Source organism: Pseudomonas sp. p50(2008) (genome assembly GCF_015351605.1).
Taxonomy (GTDB): domain Bacteria; phylum Pseudomonadota; class Gammaproteobacteria; order Pseudomonadales; family Pseudomonadaceae; genus Aquipseudomonas.
Genome location: NZ_JACMYF010000009.1, coordinates 57,029 through 75,463 on the forward strand (window position 1 = coordinate 57,029; position 18,435 = coordinate 75,463).

24 protein-coding genes are annotated in these 18,435 nt (G+C 56.1%); 14 read left to right on the forward strand and 10 right to left on the reverse strand.

All coding sequences use genetic code 11. The features are described 5' to 3' along the window. Positions 1–14 precede the first annotated feature (14 nt). Together H7698_RS23730 and ppnP are read left to right on the forward strand one after the other, a co-directional pair. Positions 15–557 (forward strand): exonuclease domain-containing protein, encoded by a 543-nt coding sequence (locus H7698_RS23730; protein ID WP_162436319.1) that lies wholly within the window; start codon positions 15–17, stop codon positions 555–557. Between the two features lie 69 nt (positions 558–626). Then, the gene (ppnP, locus tag H7698_RS23735) at positions 627–911 is read left to right on the forward strand and encodes a pyrimidine/purine nucleoside phosphorylase (RefSeq protein WP_010461229.1); all 285 of its coding nucleotides are present in this window, start codon (positions 627–629) and stop codon (positions 909–911) included. Positions 912–983: 72 nt separating this feature from the next. On the opposite strand, the gene H7698_RS23740 is transcribed toward ppnP, so the two are convergent. Both H7698_RS23740 and H7698_RS23745 read right to left on the reverse strand, forming a co-directional pair. Then, positions 984–1,790: an MOSC domain-containing protein gene (locus tag H7698_RS23740; protein WP_194692955.1), complete on the reverse strand. Its 807-nt coding sequence runs from the start codon at positions 1,788–1,790 to the stop codon at positions 984–986. 80 nt (positions 1,791–1,870) lie between these two features. Beyond that, positions 1,871–2,806 (reverse strand): chemotaxis protein CheV, encoded by a 936-nt coding sequence (locus H7698_RS23745; RefSeq protein WP_194692956.1) that lies wholly within the window; start codon positions 2,804–2,806, stop codon positions 1,871–1,873. Between the two features lie 428 nt (positions 2,807–3,234). On the opposite strand from H7698_RS23745, the gene H7698_RS23750 reads away from it, so the two are divergent. The 3 genes from H7698_RS23750 to H7698_RS23760 all read left to right on the forward strand — a co-directional run bounded on the left by H7698_RS23750 (position 3,235) and on the right by H7698_RS23760 (position 5,590). Continuing rightward, positions 3,235–3,705, forward strand: a complete 471-nt coding sequence (locus H7698_RS23750; protein WP_162436322.1) for a hypothetical protein — start codon at positions 3,235–3,237, stop codon at positions 3,703–3,705. A gap of 335 nt (positions 3,706–4,040) precedes the next feature. Further along, positions 4,041–4,934, forward strand: coding sequence for a sensor histidine kinase (locus H7698_RS23755; protein ID WP_194692957.1), 894 nt, complete (start codon positions 4,041–4,043; stop codon positions 4,932–4,934). Further along, entirely contained in the window at positions 4,931–5,590 is a 660-nt protein-coding gene (locus tag H7698_RS23760) for a response regulator transcription factor (protein WP_194692958.1), read from the forward strand. The genes H7698_RS23755 and H7698_RS23760 overlap by 4 nt, the downstream gene beginning before the upstream one ends. Here the strand turns inward: H7698_RS23760 and yegS are convergent. Beyond that, positions 5,574–6,491 (reverse strand): lipid kinase YegS, encoded by a 918-nt coding sequence (yegS, locus tag H7698_RS23765; RefSeq protein WP_194692959.1) that lies wholly within the window; start codon positions 6,489–6,491, stop codon positions 5,574–5,576. The two genes, H7698_RS23760 and yegS, sit on opposite strands and share 17 nt — an antisense overlap. Positions 6,492–6,709: 218 nt before the next feature. On the opposite strand from yegS, the gene H7698_RS23770 reads away from it, so the two are divergent. After that, on the forward strand, positions 6,710–6,904 hold the full coding sequence (locus H7698_RS23770) for a hypothetical protein (RefSeq protein WP_162436326.1): 195 nt from the start codon (positions 6,710–6,712) through the stop codon (positions 6,902–6,904). A 64-nt stretch (positions 6,905–6,968) separates the two neighbouring features. Here the strand turns inward: H7698_RS23770 and H7698_RS23775 are convergent, their stop codons facing one another. Both H7698_RS23775 and moaB read right to left on the reverse strand, forming a co-directional pair. Then, positions 6,969–8,156, reverse strand: a complete 1,188-nt coding sequence (locus H7698_RS23775) for a molybdopterin molybdotransferase MoeA (RefSeq protein WP_208525843.1) — start codon at positions 8,154–8,156, stop codon at positions 6,969–6,971. Positions 8,157–8,178: 22 nt separating this feature from the next. Then, entirely contained in the window at positions 8,179–8,718 is a 540-nt protein-coding gene (gene moaB, locus H7698_RS23780; RefSeq protein ID WP_162436328.1) for a molybdenum cofactor biosynthesis protein B, read from the reverse strand. 81 nt (positions 8,719–8,799) lie between these two features. On the opposite strand from moaB, the gene mobA reads away from it, so the two are divergent. Both mobA and H7698_RS23790 read left to right on the forward strand, forming a co-directional pair. Continuing rightward, positions 8,800–9,402: a molybdenum cofactor guanylyltransferase MobA gene (gene mobA / locus H7698_RS23785; RefSeq protein WP_194692961.1), complete on the forward strand. Its 603-nt coding sequence runs from the start codon at positions 8,800–8,802 to the stop codon at positions 9,400–9,402. A gap of 77 nt (positions 9,403–9,479) precedes the next feature. Next, positions 9,480–9,701, forward strand: coding sequence for a YgdI/YgdR family lipoprotein (locus tag H7698_RS23790; protein WP_045058103.1), 222 nt, complete (start codon positions 9,480–9,482; stop codon positions 9,699–9,701). Between the two features lie 71 nt (positions 9,702–9,772). Here H7698_RS23790 and H7698_RS23795 read toward each other — a convergent pair whose 3' ends face one another. The 4 genes from H7698_RS23795 to H7698_RS23810 all read right to left on the reverse strand — a co-directional run bounded on the left by H7698_RS23795 (position 9,773) and on the right by H7698_RS23810 (position 12,748). Continuing rightward, positions 9,773–10,663, reverse strand: a complete 891-nt coding sequence (locus H7698_RS23795; RefSeq protein ID WP_194692962.1) for a pseudouridine synthase — start codon at positions 10,661–10,663, stop codon at positions 9,773–9,775. A gap of 68 nt (positions 10,664–10,731) precedes the next feature. Further along, positions 10,732–11,049 (reverse strand): transcriptional regulator, encoded by a 318-nt coding sequence (locus tag H7698_RS23800; RefSeq protein WP_162436331.1) that lies wholly within the window; start codon positions 11,047–11,049, stop codon positions 10,732–10,734. Between the two features lie 128 nt (positions 11,050–11,177). Next, entirely contained in the window at positions 11,178–11,414 is a 237-nt protein-coding gene (locus tag H7698_RS23805) for a glutaredoxin family protein (protein WP_162436332.1), read from the reverse strand. Positions 11,415–11,539: 125 nt separating this feature from the next. After that, complete coding sequence (locus H7698_RS23810) at positions 11,540–12,748, reverse strand: ammonium transporter (RefSeq protein ID WP_194692963.1); 1,209 nt, start codon at positions 12,746–12,748, stop codon at positions 11,540–11,542. Between the two features lie 303 nt (positions 12,749–13,051). Between H7698_RS23810 and H7698_RS23815 the strand changes: the two genes are divergently transcribed. The 4 genes from H7698_RS23815 to H7698_RS23830 all read left to right on the forward strand — a co-directional run bounded on the left by H7698_RS23815 (position 13,052) and on the right by H7698_RS23830 (position 15,379). Continuing rightward, complete coding sequence (locus H7698_RS23815) at positions 13,052–13,366, forward strand: DUF883 family protein (protein ID WP_162436334.1); 315 nt, start codon at positions 13,052–13,054, stop codon at positions 13,364–13,366. A 1-nt stretch (position 13,367) separates the two neighbouring features. Next, complete coding sequence (locus tag H7698_RS23820) at positions 13,368–13,757, forward strand: phage holin family protein (RefSeq protein ID WP_162436335.1); 390 nt, start codon at positions 13,368–13,370, stop codon at positions 13,755–13,757. Then, positions 13,754–14,095, forward strand: coding sequence for a hypothetical protein (locus H7698_RS23825; protein WP_162436336.1), 342 nt, complete (start codon positions 13,754–13,756; stop codon positions 14,093–14,095). Before H7698_RS23820 ends, H7698_RS23825 begins: the two co-directional genes overlap by 4 nt. 120 nt (positions 14,096–14,215) lie before the next feature. Beyond that, positions 14,216–15,379, forward strand: coding sequence for an EAL domain-containing protein (locus tag H7698_RS23830; RefSeq protein WP_194692964.1), 1,164 nt, complete (start codon positions 14,216–14,218; stop codon positions 15,377–15,379). A 45-nt stretch (positions 15,380–15,424) separates the two neighbouring features. On the opposite strand, the gene H7698_RS23835 is transcribed toward H7698_RS23830, so the two are convergent. After that, positions 15,425–16,786: a deoxyguanosinetriphosphate triphosphohydrolase gene (locus tag H7698_RS23835; protein WP_235992926.1), complete on the reverse strand. Its 1,362-nt coding sequence runs from the start codon at positions 16,784–16,786 to the stop codon at positions 15,425–15,427. Positions 16,787–17,161: 375 nt separating this feature from the next. On the opposite strand from H7698_RS23835, the gene H7698_RS23840 reads away from it, so the two are divergent. Continuing rightward, positions 17,162–17,554 (forward strand): response regulator, encoded by a 393-nt coding sequence (locus H7698_RS23840; protein WP_194692965.1) that lies wholly within the window; start codon positions 17,162–17,164, stop codon positions 17,552–17,554. Positions 17,555–17,805: 251 nt separating this feature from the next. Further along, entirely contained in the window at positions 17,806–18,432 is a 627-nt protein-coding gene (locus H7698_RS23845) for a response regulator transcription factor (protein WP_162436339.1), read from the forward strand. The last annotated feature ends 3 nt before the right edge of the window (positions 18,433–18,435 follow it).

Sequence of the window (18,435 nt, forward strand, 5' to 3'; positions counted from 1 at the left end):
CCAGGAACCCTGCGATGCCCCATTGGCTGGTCATTGATCTTGAAGCCACCACCGACGAGGGTGGTTGGCCAGTAACAGAAATGGAAATCATCGAAATAGGCGCCACGCTGGTGGACCGTAAAGGCCGAGAGCTGGATCACTTCCAGCGCTTCGTGCGGCCTTTGCGTCGACCCTTGCTGACGCCGTTTTGTCGTGAGCTGACGCACATCACTCAAGCCAATATCGATGTTGCGCAACCGCTAAGCGAAGTCTGGGCGGCGTTCGAACGCTGGCTGGGCCAGCATCATGAACGCCTGGAAGGCTGGGCCAGTTGGGGGGATTACGATCGCAAACAGCTGCTGCAGGAATGGCAACGCTTGCAACTCGACAGCCTGCTGAGCCGCGTACCGCACATGAACCTCAAGCAGCGCTTTGCCAAGGTGCGTCGACTGGAAAGGCCGTTGGGCCTCAATGGTGCCCTGCAACTGGCCGGCATGCAGTTCACCGGGCAACAACACCGGGCGCTGGAAGATGCGCGCAATACGGCGCGCTTGCTGCCGCTGATTCTCCCCGCCTAGAGAGGTGACGGCGCCGAGGGCCTTGTGCATACTGGCCGGCCCTTTTAAGCCCTTTTCGAGGAATCGCCCATGTTTAAAGTCAACGAGTACTTCGACGGCACCGTCAAGTCGATCGCCTTTGGCACTGCAGAAGGTCCAGCGACCATCGGCGTCATGGCTCCGGGCGAATACGAATTCGGCACCAGCCAGCGGGAAATCATGCACGTGGTGACCGGCGCCCTGACCGTCAAACTGCCTGACAGCACCGACTGGGAAACCTTCGCCGCCGGCAGCCAGTTCAACGTACCCGCCAACAGCAAGTTTCAGCTGAAAGTGGCTGTCGACACGGCTTACCTGTGCGAATACCGCGGCTAAAACCACGGGTTTTCACAGCGATAAAAAAATGCCCGCATCCTTCGATGCGGGCATTTTTCATTCCGGGTAGGGTTACTCGAGGATGGTCACCGACATCCCGACTTCAAGCCGGCCATTGCTGTCGTTGACCAGGTTCTGGCCGAACATCGCACCGTCGGCTTCAGCACGGTACTTCTGCAACATGGCCAACGGTTCGCGGTCTTCGCTGCGCTCACCGGTCTGCGGATCGATGGTGGTCAAAATGCAACGTGCACAGGGTTTGACGACACGAAATTCAACGTCGCCGATGCGGATGCGCTTCCAACCGTCTTCGGCATAGGCTTCGGCGCCCTCGATCACCAGGTTTGGCCGGAAGCGCAGCATTTCCAGCGGACGGCCCACTCGATGCGACAAGTCGTCCAGGGATGCCTGTCCGATCAGCAACAGCGGGAAGCCATCGGCGAAGGCCACTTGATCGTCGTCTTTGCCGTAGCCGGCCGACGTGGTCCTGGCACGCTCCAGCGGGACCTGCACCAGGCGACTGGGTTTACCCACGAACTCACTGACCCACGCGCCCGCCTCATCCCCCGCATCCGGTACGCGCAGCGTGTCGCGCCAGAGGGTCACGCCACGCAATGGCGCACGGTCGTCAGGCAGCGCGATATCGATGGGGTTGTAACCCGGAGCACTCAGGGTCAAGCCACCTTCGGTATTCCACAACGCGGACAACTGGCTCATTTTGGCCACCGCGCGTTGGGACAGAAAGCGTCCGCTGGCTTCGTCCACGAGCATCCAGCGTCGGTCGCCGTCCACACCCAGTTTGTCGAGATTGACCTGTTGCAGGGTCTCGCCCTTGCCGGACTTCAACGGATAACGATAGAGCGCGCTCAGATGCAGCATAGCCAGCTTCCTGGTAGGCAAAGCGCCACCCTATACGAGCTTCATCGCCGAATCAAAGGCTTGCTTGAGGGTTGATCGGGTCAGGCCGGAACTTCATCGCGCATCAACCGCTGGCGCACCACGTCCACGAGCTTGTCCGGCTGGAACTTGGAAAGGAAGTTGTCGCAACCGACCTTCTTGACCATCGAGTCGTTGAAGCTGCCGGACAACGAGGTGTGCATCACCACGTACAGGCCTCGCAGGCGCGGGTCGTTGCGGATCTCGGTGGTCAGGCGATACCCGTCCATTTCCGGCATTTCCGCATCGGTAAAAATCATCAGCAGCTTGTCCGTCATGTTCACCCCGGTGTCAGCCCAGGCCTTAAGCATGTTCAGCGCTTTCAAACCGTCGCTGGCGATGTGCATTTTCACGCCCAACTGACCTAGCGTGTCGCGCAATTGCGACAGGGCCACGTTGGAGTCATCCACCAGCAATACTTCACGGCCACGGGCGCGTTCGAGCACCGGGTCTTCGAGTTTTTCACGAGACACTTTGGCGTTGTACGGGACGATTTCCGCCAGGACCTTTTCAACGTCGATGATTTCCACCAACTGATCGTCGACCTTGCTGATAGCCGTCAGATAGTGCTGGCGGCCGGCACTGGTCGGCGGCGGCAGGATGGCTTCCCAGTTCATGTTGACGATGCGGTCCACACCGCCGACAAGAAACGCCTGCACCGAGCGATTGTACTCAGTGACAATGATGGTGCTGGTAGGGCTTGGCACCAACGGACGCATGCCAATGGCCTGGGACAGGTCGATCACCGGCAAGGTTTGCCCACGCAGGTTGACCACGCCACAGACAAAAGGATGGCGCTGGGGCATCAGGGTCAGTTTCGGTAACTGCAAGACTTCCTGAACCTTGAACACGTTGATCGCAAACAACTGGCGCCCGGCCAGTCGGAACATGAGGATTTCCAGGCGGTTCTCACCCACTAGTTGCGTGCGTTGGTCTACCGTGTCGAGAATGCCGGCCATCAATGACTCCTGAGCTTGTTCTGTGAATTCACTAAAGAGGGTTATCGGCTGTTTAAAGCAGACCTTGACCCTATTGCAAAATGCCACTCTCCAGCATTGATGTCACATTAACATCATGCTCTACTGATGACGCGACTTCATCTGCTCTACTCCCTCGCAGCGCGACAACTTTTCGCTCGCCAGGTTCCCCTGTGTAAGGGATTCCCTTACCCACAATCAGGCCTAACCTGATATTCGCCATATCCGATAGCTATTAATGTGACGCCATTCTCATTGCATGAACGGAGTCAGGCTTTTGTGTGCGATCGCAGGTCAGTGGCCATCCAGCCGTTCGAGTTATCCGGCATACGCCTGGACGGGCTGGGACACTTACGCGCATGTCGATACGCACGGCATTTCCTCTTTTGACATGACGTTGTGGAGCCAGCATGCAAATCGACCATAAAGAGTGGGCGCAACGGTTTCCGGAATTCCTCGTCGAGGCTCAATTGCTCTTGGCCAAAACCGAGGAGTGCCTCAGTCATCTGCAACTGATCAGCAATGACAGGGACGCCATCGATTGCATGCTCAGCACCCTGCTCAAGCTGGCCAGCAAGGCAGATGCAATCGCTCTGGCAGCCATTTCAGAGTTTTCTCTGCATATTCACGAACTGCTCAACCACGCGCAAAACCACATGCAATTGCATGACGAGGCCTTGGCTGCGCTGAAAGACTGCCTGACGCTGATTGCCTGGCAGCTCGAGCTTATCGACCAGAAGACGGGCCAGCTCAGCCTGGATGACAGCGAACAGATATCACTGATAGAAACGTTTGCGTTTCAAGTCGGGCACAGTCAGTTTCAGCCGATGCCCACCTCTTTCCCGTTTACCCTCGTCCCCCCTTTGAAAGCGCAGGCTTGATCGATCGCCTGTTTTTTATGCGGTGTCAGGTAGTTTTAACCGTCACGCTCAGCGTTGATTTTGAAGTGCGCGATGTCGTCATTGAAATTTCATACCTGTTCACGACATCTTGAATCAATGTGTTCCTGCCAGAGAGTTCTTCTACAGAAAGAGCCCCTCGAATAAACATGTTTACCCAATGTTTAAAGCCAACTACCCCGCGCGACCGACGGTATCTTCAGTGGTATTATGCCGACCGTTAATTGACGTCAATTAATGGCACCCTGTTTCCATACCGAGATCCGTCATAGCACCAGACGATCTTCCCGCAGCGAACATCCATTGGCTCCATCTCTATGTACGCCAACCTCAAGTCAATCACCCAGTGGCCACCCGTCCCCGTGACCGTACGCCGGCTTACGCTGCTGCTGTGTGCCTGTTCGACGCTTGGCAGCCTGGTGATTTACTGCTCATCCATGCCTTTTCCGCTGGGCCTGCTGATACTGAATGCTGCGGCATTGATCGGGTTAGCGGTACAGCATCACCTTTCAAGTTCGCTCATCAAGTTTCAACCGCAGGAACTGGCCGACCGGTTGCTGGAGGTTCAGGAAAACGAACGTCATCGGCTCAGTCGCGAACTGCACGACGATATCGGCCAGTTGCTGACGGCGGCAAAGCTTCAAAGCGACTGGCTCAAACGCCGGATGCCCGAAGAACTCGCTGCGCATTGCTCGGTACTCTGCGACACGCTGGAAGAAACCCTGGTGAAGGTTCGCGACGTTTCGGCCATCCTGAATCCCAGGCAACTGGCGAGCCTTGGGCTGGAAGCCAGTCTGCGTGCCCATCTGCTCAAGACGCTGGCCAACACCTCAGTTAACTGGAGCCTGGAGTGCCGTCAAAGGCTCATCGGCATACCTGAGGAAACCGCCGTCGCCGTCTTTCGAATTACTCAGGAAGCGGTGACAAACATCCTGCGCCATGCCCAAGCGAAAAATCTGCTGGTCAGCCTGCAACGCTTACCGCAGGGTTTGACGCTGCTGATCAGCGACGACGGAGCGGGGTTTGCACCCTCGACGGATCCGGGGCGTGAAGGTCAACGCGGAATGGCTGGAATGTCGGAGCGGATCGAACAGTTGGGCGGCACATTGGCAGTGATCAGCAAGCCGGGCAACGGCACCCGGATCGAAGCACTTTTCCCTTGGGCCCCTCGAGCACTTGAACGGGCCAGTACCCATAAGGTTATGCGTTGACTTGTAACTTACTTCTGGTGGATGACCACTCGCTCATCAGGGCTGGCGTGCGCGCGCTGGTGCTGGATATTCCCGGTTATGCAGTGGTCGGTGAAGCCAATGACGGATCGCAATTGCTCGAGATGGTCGAGCAACTGACGCCAGACATTGTCCTGCTGGATATCTCCATGAAGGAAACCGACGGTCTGGAGGCCTTGCAACGCCTCAAGCGCGTGCGCCCCCAGAGCAAAGTATTGATCCTCTCCATGCACACCGACCCGGCACTCATCATGCAGGCACTGGAGTCTGGCGCCCATGGCTACCTGCTCAAAGACACCACCGCCACCGAACTCGAACATGCGCTGGAGGCCCTGCGCAACAACGAGCGCTACCTGAGCCCGGCGATCGCGCACACGGTCATCAACCAGGCATTGATCAGCTCCCGGACAAGTCAGGCGCAACCTGTCGTCACGCACAACCTGACGGCACGTCAGCTTGAAATACTGCGGTTGATTGTCCGGGGGAAATCCACCCGTGAAATCGCCAACGGCCTCGGCCTGAGCATCAAGACCATCGAGACCCACCGCTCGCAGATCATGAAACGCCTGCAAATCTACGACGTAGCCGGACTGGTGCTGTTTGCGGTGCGCGAGCAGATCATCAGTCTGGATGATTAGCGATGCCTGGAGCACTCAACAGCGGAGAGTGCTCGGGTAGATGCACCCGCAGCGCCCCCGCTCGCGCCGAGAAGCGCAGACTATCGCCTTCCAGCGGTTCGCCATCCAGATTGATGTAAAGACCTTCCGCGACTTTGATCTCGACCCAGGGCAGGCGGGCTCGCACAAACATGTTGTCGATACCAAAGCCATCAGCCAGCAGGTTTTTCAAGGTGCCAACCAGTTCCTGAGGTGCAGGCAAGATACTGATATCCAGCAAGCCATCATCGGCCAGCGCATCAGGGCACAGGACATGCCCGCCGCCTGCCTGTCGGCCGTTGCCGATACCCAAGGCCAGTAACTCGCCCTGCCAATGAAAATCCGGCCCCTGCAACTCGCCGTAGGCCGCATGCAGTTCACTGAAGCGTGACAAGCCGGTGAACAGATAAGCCGCGCCACCGAGGACTTTTTTCAGGTCCTCAGAGGTGTTTGCGGTGACCTGGCTGCCGAAGCCGCCAGTGGCCATGTTCAGGAACACCTGTCCGCCGACCTCGCCCAGGTCAATGGCTCTCGCCGGAGCATCCAGAAGGTCCAGCGCTTGATCGGGTTCCAGAGGTACGCCGGCGGCACGAGCAAAATCATTGGCGGTGCCCAAAGGCATCAGCACCAGGCTGGCCTCCGTCGAATGTGCAGCCATGGCTTCGGCGATATCGCGCAACGTGCCATCCCCTCCTCCGGCGATGATCTGCTGATAACCCGCCGTCAGCCCTTCATCCACCAGCCGTTGCGCATCACCGGCCTCCCAGGTCACCCGAACGGCCAACTCCCAGCCCTGCTGGCGTTTGCTTTCAACCGCCGCACGAACCTCTTCGTTGAGCGCTTGCTTGCCATGCAGAATCAACAGCGCCTTGCGTTCGCTCATCGCGTTCTCTCCCAGGAATGAATTCCGTATGGCAGTTGTGACCTCGGTAGCGCGTAAAAAAGCCGCAAGGATTCGAATTATTTAACGGAGGGCGGGCTCGCGTCCTACAGGACGGGGTTTTTTCTTACAAAACGTGAGGAATCGGCTCAATTGACCACTGAGGATCGTTGGTACAACTTGGCGCCTTCTGTTGCCCGCCGTAAAAGGAGAAGTAAAACATGGAACCTCGCACCGTTGATCTGCAGGCCCAACTCGAAGGCATGCGCCGAGACATGGACGTCATCCGTCAGAACGTCAAGACCATCAAACACCGGCTCGCCTATACAGCTGGTGGAGCCGTTGTGGTTCTCGGCGTGCTGGCCTGGATCGCCAACAGTCGTTTCGAGCAGATCGTAGCGCTGCTGGCTCGATAGCGGGCAGCCCTCAAACGCAAAACCCGGCCAATCGACCGGGTTTGCCTTGGGCGTACATCAGCTATCAGCCCAGTACTTCGCTCAGCGGGATAAAGCCTACAGACTCACCTTCGGCCAGCGTGCGACCTTCCAGGACTTCAACCAGACCGTCCGCCCACGCTGCGCTGCGCAGCACACCGGAACTCTGATTCTTGTAGATGATTGCCCGGCCATTCACCAGACGCCCGCGCAAGTACTCGCGACGATTGCCAGCCTGAGGCCACGCAAACCCCGCCGGCACCTGAAACTTCAAGGGCTCGACGTCCTGCACGCCCTGACGGCGCAATAGATACGGCCTTGCCAGCAAGGCAAAGGTGACCAGGGTCGATGCCGGATTGCCCGGCAATCCAATCACCGGTACGCCTCGAAAATGTCCGAATGTCAGCGGCTTCCCAGGCTTGATGGCGAGTTTCCACAACGTCAACTCGCCCTCTTCTCGCAGCGCGATCCCGAGAAAATCAGCTTCCCCTACCGAGACACCGCCGGTGGAGAGAATCAGGTCGACATCATTCAATTCGCCCAGGCGAAGACGAGTCGTCGCAAGGTCATCGGGAAGAATACCGGCGTCGATCACCTCACATCCCAACCGCTGCAACCAGCTGCAGAGCAACACTCGATTGCTGTTGTAGATTTGACCGGGACCCAGCGCCTGACCTGGCTCAATCAATTCATCGCCAGTGGACAGCACTGCAACGCGAACTTTGCGAATCACATCCAGCTCAGCGCACCCCAGTGAAGCCGCCAAGCCTTGCTCGATCGGACCCAATCGCGTGCCGGCAGGTAAAACAAGTTCACCCACCGTGGTTTCCTGACCTTGCGGCCGAATGTTTTGACCCACCGTCATGGCTTCGGTAAACCGTATCCGCGCGTCCGGCTGAACCTCGGCGTTCTCCTGCATCTCGACGCAATCGGCCCCTGCGGGAACAGGCGCACCGGTGAAGATTCTGGCACAGGTGCCTGGCTGCAAAGGTTGCGGTGCATTGCCTGCAAAAACCTTCTGGCTCACCACCAGCGGCTCGCCGGTCCAGTCGGACACCCGCAAGGCGTAACCATCCATGGCACTGTTGGGCCAAGGCGGTAAATCCAGCGTCGAAACCAGATCATCGGCCAGCACACGGCCCTGAACCTGCGCCAACGGCAAGCGCTCACGTTCGACAATCGGCTTGGCTTCAGCCATTTCCAGCAAACGCGCCAGCGCCACCTCGACTGGCATCAGGCTACCGGCTTTGCCCGGCTTACCCGCGGGATTCACAGGGAGCCGCCTGTTTCAGGTGCGCGACGAAGTTGCACGGGCGGTGCCGTGAATCCAGCTGCTCAGCCAAAATGCCATCCCAACCGGTCCGCACGGCATTGGTCGAACCTGGCAAGCAGCAGACCAGCGTGCCATTGGCCAGACCTGCCAGGGCACGGGACTGGACAGTGGAAGTGCCGATGTCGGCGACCGAAATCTGCCGGAACAGCTCGCCAAAGCCATCGACGTGTTTGTCGAGCAGGCAGCTCACTGCTTCGGGGGTGCTGTCGCGCCCGGTGAACCCGGTGCCGCCGGTGATCAGCACGACCTGGACCACGTCATCGGCGATCCAGGTGGCGACTTGCGCGCGTATTTTGTAGAGATCATCTTTGAGCAAAACCCGCTCAGCCAGGTTATGGCCGGCGGCGATCAAACGGTCAACGAAGACCTGGCCGGAAGTATCGGTTTCCAGGGTACGGGTATCGCTGACCGTCAGCACTGCGATATTGAGCGGTGCGAAAGGTACATCAGCCTTGGCTTTCATAGGCTCGTCCAGTTGTAGGAGAAACAGCCCGGTGTTATATCACAGCGCTCCCTTTTTTCGCCGCCCCCATGGAGACCGACCATGACCTTGAACTCGGATTTGCCACCCTGCTCCATTCTCCTGCTGGCGGGTGGTCGCGGCCAACGGATGGGGGGGCAGGACAAAGGGTTGCTGGAATGGCATGGCGAGCCGTTGATTGCCCATCTGCAGCGCAAGACGCGATCGCTGAGCGATGATCTGATTATCTCGTGCAATAGGAACCTGGAAAAATACGCGCCCTACGCCGATCAATTGGTGCATGACGATGAAGGTAGTTTTCCGGGGCCCTTGGCCGGTATTCGCGCAGGGTTGAAGGCCGCTCGCCATGCGTATTTGCTCGTGTTGCCATGCGACGTACCGCGCATCGATGCACGGCTGCTTCATGACATGCGCAAATCCGCCAGCCTGCACCCGGAAAAACCCTTGATGCTGCGCCACGGTGAGCATTGGGAACCGTTGCTGTGCGTCATTCCCGTGGCGCTTCGCGATGCCTTCGAAAATGCTTGGGACAATGGCGAACGCAGCCCCGGTCGAATTATGCGCGAGCTAGACGCGACGGCCCTGCAATGCCCGGATAACGACCCGCGCCTGGCTAACCTCAACACACCGGAACTGTTAAGCATGCAACCCAATGTGTCAGACTGACACTAGCCAAGGAACTTGCACGCGTTGTATACGTCTACAAGCTCAGTAACCAAAGAATTCATATCGGAGACACACTCATGACTCAACGGACCCTCGCCACTTTCATGCTCGCACTGGGCCTAGCGACCCTTGCTGGTTGCTCCTCGCCTACCGTGATCACCTTGAATGATGGTCGCGAAATCCAGGCTGTCGATGCGCCAAAATACGATGAAGACTCAGGTTTCTACGAGTTCCAGCAACTCGACGGTAAAGAAACCCGCATCAACAAGGATCAGGTTCGCACCGTTAAAGAGTTGTAAGTGTTGCGGTGACACCCGATGCCAAAAAAAGCCCGCGTAATGCGGGCTTTTTCGTGGATGAGGGAAAGTGCTCACCACTGCAGGGTAATTTCACTTTCGAAATCACGTTCCTCGCCGGTGATCGGGTCTATGAATCGCAATCCCTGGGCCAGCAGCTTCAGTGGGTTGGCGTAGTCATCTTCGACGTCTTTAAGCACCTGCGGATAGAACGGGTCGTTGCAGATGCTCGCGCCCAATGCGGTCATGTGCACCCGCAGCTGATGTTTTTTGCCGGTCACCGGGTACAGCGCGTATCGCCAGAGATCACCGTGCTTTTCCCTGACGTCGACGGCCGTCTCGGTATTGCTGGCACCGGGCCCCTCCTGCATGCGGAAGAAAGGCTCGCCATCAATGAGCCTGCTTTTATGCACCAGCGGAAATGTCAGGTCAGGCAAGGCACGGGCGATGGCTTCGTAGCGTTTTTCGATGCGACGTGTCGGGAACAGTGACTGATAAGCCGAACGACTCTGCGGGTTCGCCGAAAACAGCACCAGCCCCGCCGTATGGCGATCAATGCGATGCAGTGGCACGAGATGCGGGTTATCCAGTCGACGGATCAACCGCCGAAGCAACGTTTGCTCGACGTACTCACCCGCCGGCGTCACCGGCAGAAAGTGCGGTTTGTCCGCGACCACCAGATGCTCATCTGCATACAGAATCGACTCGATCACCGGAATCGGTTTCTCGTCCGGCACTTCCCGAAAATAGTGAATGCGCAGACCTTCCTTGTAGGGCAGGTCAAGCGCGATGGGCAGACCTTGACCGTCGAGAACCCGACCTCGGGCAATTCTGTCCAGCCACTGTTCACGGCCAATAGCGCTGAAGTGCTCGCACAGGCAGTCGAGTACCGTCAGCCACGACCCGGGCGGCAGGTAGAGTGTGCTGGCCTGACTGTGCGCAGCCGAAAAAGTTGAAGTGGACATACGAAAGCTCTAGAGGCTGATGGCCGGCATTATCCAGCAGCTGCTCATACGAACCTAGTGGAGAATCCCTACGCAGGTATCTGCGCACGAGCTGCCGCCTCAGTGAATTCCTTGAGCCAGCGCAATACATCAACGGCCTCCCAGCGACCGGGATCGTAAAGCGCGTACATCAATCCCTGATACCCCACGACATCCAGTTGCCGGTGGTAACCGGCACGCTGGAACAATGCCTCGATTTCGGCGAAGCACGTATTGAAATGCAATTTGTTGAACGGGGTTTTCCCTTCCGTGACCAGGCCGTCCAGGCGCAATTCGAGGACCGCCTCGCGCACGACATCCGCCGACATTCGGTTCACGCTGTTCTTCAATTGTTCGACATTGACCATGACTCATCCTCTGACTCGCGGGATCGTCCCGCAAGACAGGCGATCCGAATAACTGTACAGGCATACAGTAACCGAATCACCGTCCATTCGCCAATGGATCAGACACTGACCGCGACGGATGGGAAAGATCAGCGCAGGAAAGCCACGACCTGCTCGGCATCGAATGGCCAGTCGAGCTCGGCACCGGTATCAAGACGGCGCAGGACCGGAATACGCAAACCGTAGTCTTCGATCCAATCTTCGTTTTCCGCAATATCCACCAACTCGACCATCAAACCGTGCTCGACCAAGGGCATCAGTTCTTCTTCGGCCAGTTCACAGAGATGGCAACCCAGGGTGCCGAACAGCTGACATTCAGGAGGCATGACTACAAGTCTCGGCAAAGTAGAGGTTCATTCTAGGCCCGCGATAAAAAGCAGTCGAGACGACGGCTCAAGCTACCGCGCAATGGCCGTTGCGCAAGCGCTCTGCGATCCGCCGCCGACCCTGATCAGTCCTGACTGACAGCGCCAATCTTGTGCACCGACAAATCCGCGCCGTAATACTCCTCTTCCTGGCTCAGGCGCAGTCCATGAAGCGCCTTGATCACGCCATAGACCGTAAACCCGCCGACCAGCGCCACGACCACGCCGAGCGAGGTCCCGATCAATTGGCTGATCAGGCTGACACCGCCCAGTCCGCCCAATGCGCTCTGCCCGAAAATGCCGCAGGCAATCCCGCCCCAGACACCGCACAGACCATGCAGCGGCCATACACCCAGCACATCGTCGATGTGCCATTTGCCTTGAGCAGCGGTGAAGCACCAGACAAACATTGCCCCCGCTATCGCGCCCGTAATCAGTGCGCCCACCGGGTGCATCAGATCGGAGCCGGCGCAGATGGCCACAAGTCCGGCCAGCGGACCGTTATGCAAAAAGCCCGGGTCATTGCGTCCGACGATCAACGCGGCCACGGTGCCGCCCACCATGGCCATCAGCGAATTCACCGCGACCAGGCCGCTGACGCCTTGCAGGGTTTGCGCGCTCATGACGTTGAACCCGAACCAGCCAACGATCAGAATCCACGAGCCCAGCGCCAGAAAGGGAATGCTCGAGGGTGCGAATGCCACCAGGCGTCCGTCGCGATAGCGCCCTTGCCTCGGGCCAAGCAGCAACACGGCCGCCAGCGCCAGCCAGCCGCCCATGGCGTGCACGACCACCGAGCCCGCAAAGTCGTGGAAACCGGCGCCGAAACTCGCCAGTAACCACGCCTGAAACCCGTAATTTCCGTTCCAGACCATGCCTTCGAAAAAAGGATAGATGAACGCGACGATCAACGCCGTCGCGCACAGCTGCGGGACGAACCGGGCACGTTCGGCAATGCCGCCGGAAATAATCGCCGGTATCGCCGCCGCAAAGGTTAGCAGGAAGAAAAACTTTACCAGGCCATACCCGTGGTCGGCAGTAAGCACCGCCGCCGGTTGCATGAACGTCACCCCATATGAAATCCAATAGCCTATAAAGAAGTAGGCCAATGTCGAAATCGCGAAGTCACTGAGGATTTTCGCTAGCGCATTGACCTGGTTCTTTTGTCGAACCGTGCCAACTTCGAGGAAGGCAAATCCGGCGTGCATCGCCAGCACCATGACCGCGCCGATTAGAATGAACAGCGTATTGGAGCTGTGAACCAGACCGTCTACAGCGCTTTGCAAATTTTCCATGGGTTGGCAGACCTGAAGGCTAAAAAAGCACCAAAGCAGTTCGCGCAGACAATTCGTGCACCAAGTTGCGACTCAACGAGTCTTCATTGAGGACCTCGAGAGCCGCTTTGGCGCACAAGGCCGGAACCTTTGCGCGCGTTTTCGTTATTTGAGATAAGGTTTCGCCCCAATCATGCTCACCAACAGCGCGATAGCGCAGACTGGCGCACCAACTCATAGCAAAAGCTGTACCAGTGATTTGTACTGAACCTTCGCGCAAGGCTCATACTCGAACGCAACAGAAGCCACTTACGGAGATCACCAATGGCCAGCATCAAGGCAAAGACTGCTCAAGAAATCCTGATGAACGATTTTCAGACCCTGGTGCACGATACCGAGCGGTTGCTCGAACACACCGCCTCCCTGGCCGGTGACCAAGCCGATGAGCTGCGTGACCAGATTCACGACAGTCTTTTGCGTGCACGGGAAACCTTGAAGCTGACTGAAGATTCACTGCGCGAGCGTGGTGCGGCTGCTGTGACCGCTACGGAAGATTATGTTCAGGCCAACCCTTGGCAATCGGTCGGTATTGCGGCCGGCGTGGGTTTCCTGATTGGCCTGCTGGCCACTCGGCGCTGATATGGCAATCGGCGAATCCGGCTCGTCGGCGACGGGCCCAAGCTCCTCACCGCGGCGCCTCGGTGCCGCTTTCCTTGGACTGCTGCACAGCCATGTCGAGCTATTCGGCATTGAACTGCAGGAGCAGAAAGCACGCACAGTAAGCCTGTTGCTGTTCGCAGGCCTGTCGCTGGTTTTTGCCTTGTTGTTGCTGGTGGGACTGTCGACGCTAGTGATGATCCTGTTCTGGGACACGTACCGCCTGCCTGCCATCATTGGACTTTGTGTGTTCTATACCTTGGCAGCAATCTTCTGTGCGATGCGTTTGAAAGCGGCGATTTTCGACGAGTCCTCGCCTTTCCACGGCACGCTTGAAGAGTTGGCCAACGATCGGGAGCGCCTGCTGCCATGAGCCTGCCTGAACTGCCTCATAACAACTCGCGCACAGAAATGCGCAAGGCCCTGATCCGCCTGCGTATGGAAATGCACCGGCAGGAAATTCGTCATGAGTCCCAACAATTGCTGCAGCCTTTGCAGCGCGTAAGAGGAATGACGCAGAGCCTGCAAGGTGGTTTCGGCATCAAGCACGCCCCGCTATGGGGCGTGGCGGCCGTAACACTGTTGGGTTTTCTGACGGGCAAAGGCGCCAAGAGCGGCGGAACCAGCAGCGTGACCCGTCTGGTTCGACTGGGTGCCACATTGGGGCCGCTGATCAAGCTTGTCATGCAAGGCTCATCGCGCAGGCCTTGATGCCATCATCTGGCTGCATTCTTGCAACATCACAGGATTGAACCTCTTTATCGAGAGGTTTAATCCTGTGTGCCTACCCTGTGCCCAGGTATCAAAACAATACTTTACTAAGGAGGCCTCGTGATCGACGGGCAACCGCTCGCCTGCTTTCAGCCGTTCATCGATACCGCCACTGGCCGCATAGCAGGTGTCGAAGCCTTGGGTAGACTGCGTCATCCGGACGGTCATCTTGCCTCGGTTGGCCCCTTGTTTGCCGATCCCCGAACACCTGCCATCGCTCTGCGACGACTCGATCGCCACATCCGTGAAAATGCCCTGAGCCGCCTGCACGAAGCGCCGGCGGACTGGTTTCTCAGCCTGAACATGTCGCCGCGGTGGATCAATCGCCTGCGCCCGGATCAGTCGCTCCCAAGCCTTAAACAACTCGCCAGATACGACGTCGACCCGCGTCGCATCGTTTTCGAGATCACCGAATTGGGTGGAAACATCCAGCGATTGGCAGACGTCGTTGCCCGCTATCGGCAGGCGGGTGCCCGAATTGCCATCGATGATTTCGGTGCCGGGTACTCTCAGCTGGATCGAGTACTGGCCTTGCAACCGGACATTCTCAAACTGGACATGCGCCTGTTCCAGGCCGCCGCATTAGGTGGCCCCAGCAGTGACGTGGTTAAAGCTCTGGCGCAAATGGCGGAAAAAACGGGTTGCTGGATCATTGCAGAAGGGGTGGAGACCGACGCTCAGCTGAATTTTGCCCTGGAGTGCGGTTCGCGCTACGTACAGGGTTTTCTGTTCGCCCGGGCCGAAGAAGAGTTTTTTGCAACCGAGGCCTTTGTGAGGCAATTTGCTCAACTTCGCCAGCGTTACGTTCAACAAAAACTGAGCGAACGCGGTCGTCTGATGATCATGCGCCAACAGCTCAGCGAATTGATGTCCATTCTGCAGGCCTGGGCACACACCCGTGCGCCGCTTAGCGCATTACCACAGCTGGATGCGTTCCCCTGGCTGTTGCGCTTTTATCAATGTGACCGCCACGGCACGCAGCTGACGCCGAACCTCGAATGGCGAAACAACGGCTGGGAATCTGACAATCGCTACCTGGGTCATAATTGGTCATGGCGTCCCTACTTCTACCACTTGCTGGCGGAAGGTTGGGACGAGCGCCGGTTGACGCTTTCCAACACTTATCGCGATGCCACCACGAACCAGTACTGCCTAACGGCCGGGCAGTTTTTCGATAACGGCGAGCGGCTGTTACTGATTGATATCGATGCTGTCGGACTGTAGCGAGCTGGGCGCGTTAAAAACCCTAAAAATAAAAACTCCCTACCTTCAACGATCTCCGCCCAAGCCATTAAATTGGCGAGCCAAGTGCATCGCGTAGTTATCCGTCATACCACTTACGTAATCCAGAACCTGCATGATTGCGCCGTACTCTTTGGAGACACCTGACTGACTCTCCAGATTTTTCAGGTCCAGTCCGAAAAGCTCTACCACCCTGCGGGTCTTGGAATCAGCAACACCACCCTTTCTGACATACTCCAAGGCAGCTGAGCAGCTCACATTGAGCAAGGTAGAGAGGGTGCTATAAGCCCCGATTTCCAATTCAACCTTACGTGGATGCTGAAAGATCTCATCTCGGGCAAGACCTTTGGCGGCGGATACACAGTCACGCACGTTCCTGTCACACAGATCCAGGATGCCTAACACTTTGCCGGTCATGATGTCGTTATGGTTATTCATAAAAGCAGCCGCTCCAGCATCTACAAAAGCTGAAATGACCTTTCCACGAACCATGGAAAGCCTACGCCCCACTTTCATACCCTGGATTTCTTTAACCAGCTGATTCTTTTGATGATCATCGAGGACCAGGCACAGAATCTCAAAGACCTTATCCCATTCAAGGATTCCCATCTCTACGCCATCTTCCAGATCAAGAATGGCGTAGCAAAAGTCATCGGAGACTTCCATCAAATTAGCCAGTGGATGTCGGCATCGCCATCCATCACCCAACTTCAACAAACCAGTCGCATCAGCGACTTCATTAAACAAATCCAACTCAGAACAGTAAATACCGTATTTGTTCTCGATAGGCCTCTGCTTGTTAACAGCATCACCCGCCAGCCAGGGGTATTTAATGAACGCCCCCAGTGACGCGTAAGTCAGGCGCATACCCCCTTCATAAGGATGATATTCCGAGGTCGTTAAAACCCTGAACCCTTGGGCATTACCTTCAAATCTACGCAAATCAGTAGCTTCGTGGAATGGCAAGTGTTCAATTAACTTCGCCCCCACATCATTGGAGAACCAGTGACGAATGGCTTCTTCACCTGTATGCCCGAATGGAGGGTTACCGATATCATGCGCGAGACAAGCCGTCTGGACAATATCACCAATATCAGACGCTGAATGTTGTTCAGGGATAAGTCTTTCATTCAGAAGTTCCTGGCCTACTCTGACTCCCAGCGTCCGACCCACACAAGCCACCTCCAAGCTGTGCGTGAGGCGATTATGAACATGATCATTAGTGGCAAGAGGATGCACCTGAGTTTTTCTTGCGAGACGTCTGAACGCACCGGAGAAAATAACCTTGTCATGGTCTGAGTGGAAAGGTGACCGGCCCAGCTCGGATTTAGGCGGCCGACCGCCAAGACGGGTGTTATTCAGCAACTTGTCCCAGCTCATTCTTTCCATGCTCGCCTCTCAAATCAGTTACATAACGCCCAATATAGCTCACTCACACCACATTTCAAAACACATTAACAAACACAAGTAACTTAAATCATCAGTAAAAAATTATTAATATTTTCACCTCATAATAACAAGCTTTAAAATTTCAATATTGTCTAAACACTCCCTCGAATAGGGCACCCGTCATGCGAAGTGTGAGAAGGCGACAAAACAGTCATTTCACCCTCTGAAGTGGCTGATCTGCCTCTCCCAATCCAAAAGCCCTCAACGCACACGGAAATGCCCTACGCCGCATGTCGCGCTGGCTGATCGATTGCAGTTAAGTACTGCGAAATAATCACGCTCCGTCTGCTCGTCGGATCAAGTGTGAGTAGTCCCATGAATAAAAAAAATTTACGCATCTTGGTAGTGGAAGATCATCCCTTTCAGCTTAGAGCGATTCAATGTTTGTTGGAAAGTTATGGCTTCAGTCAAATCACCCTCACCGACAGCGCGGCAGGCGCGATGCAAAAGATGCTCGGAGTGTCGCACCCTTTTGATATTCTGCTGTGTGATCAATGTCTGCCTGATCTGTCCGGCCTGGACCTGATAAAAATGGCGAGCGACTTAAACCTGATCAGCCACGCTATCCTGCTCAGTAGTCTGACACCCATTGAACTGGACGAACTTGCCAAAGAAGCCAACACTCTGAAAATTCCGCTCCTGGGTTGTTTACAGAAACCTTTGAAACAATTAGAACTTAGAAACCTGTTGACCTTTGCACACTTATAAAACATTTAAGCAGACACTCTGAAAAACTATTTAACATCAGTTTTTCAACCCCGCAACCCCACCACGACCAATGCACTTAACCCACTAAAACTGTATCTACATCAATGAAAAAACCAGTTGACGCGTAGTCTATTTCTTATTCCCACGTAGGAATTATCTGATATTAACCCTGTAGGTCTACCGGTTCATGCGACACCCAGACTATCTGAGCTAAGGTGCGCGCTTTATTTGCGCTCGTATGGGATTTGATTATGAACTCCGTTTTTATTGTCGACGACCACCCTGTTATTCGTCTCGCTGTCCGAATGTTACTGGAGCATGAAAACTTCAAGGTTGTCGGTGAAACAGATAATGGGGTCGACGCCATGCAGATGATTCGCGAATGCGTACCCGACCTGGTGATTCTTGATATCAGCATTCCCAAGCTGGACGGGCTTGAGATTCTTACCCGGCTCAACGCGATGAACTCGCAGACAAAGACGTTAGTACTCACAGCACAAGATCCGACTCTTTTCGGAATTCGCTGCATGCAATCCGGAGCTTCTGGATATGTTTGCAAACAAGAAGCCCTGAGTGAACTGGTCAGCGCCATTAAAGCCGTATTGTCAGGTTACAACTACTTCCCAAGCGCAGCCTTGAATCCGGTTCGCTGTGATGATGTACGTTACGCCGAACTCGAACTCTTCAAATCAGTCAATGATCGAGAATTGATGGTGCTGCAACTTTTTGCCCAAGGCCGTACCAACAAGGAAATAGCCAAGGGCATGTTTTTGAGCAACAAGACTGTCAGTACTTATAAAAAACGACTCATGCAGAAACTCAAAGCCAAATCCCTGGTAGAACTCATCGAGATGGCAAAACGTAACGCGTTAGTGTGAGAG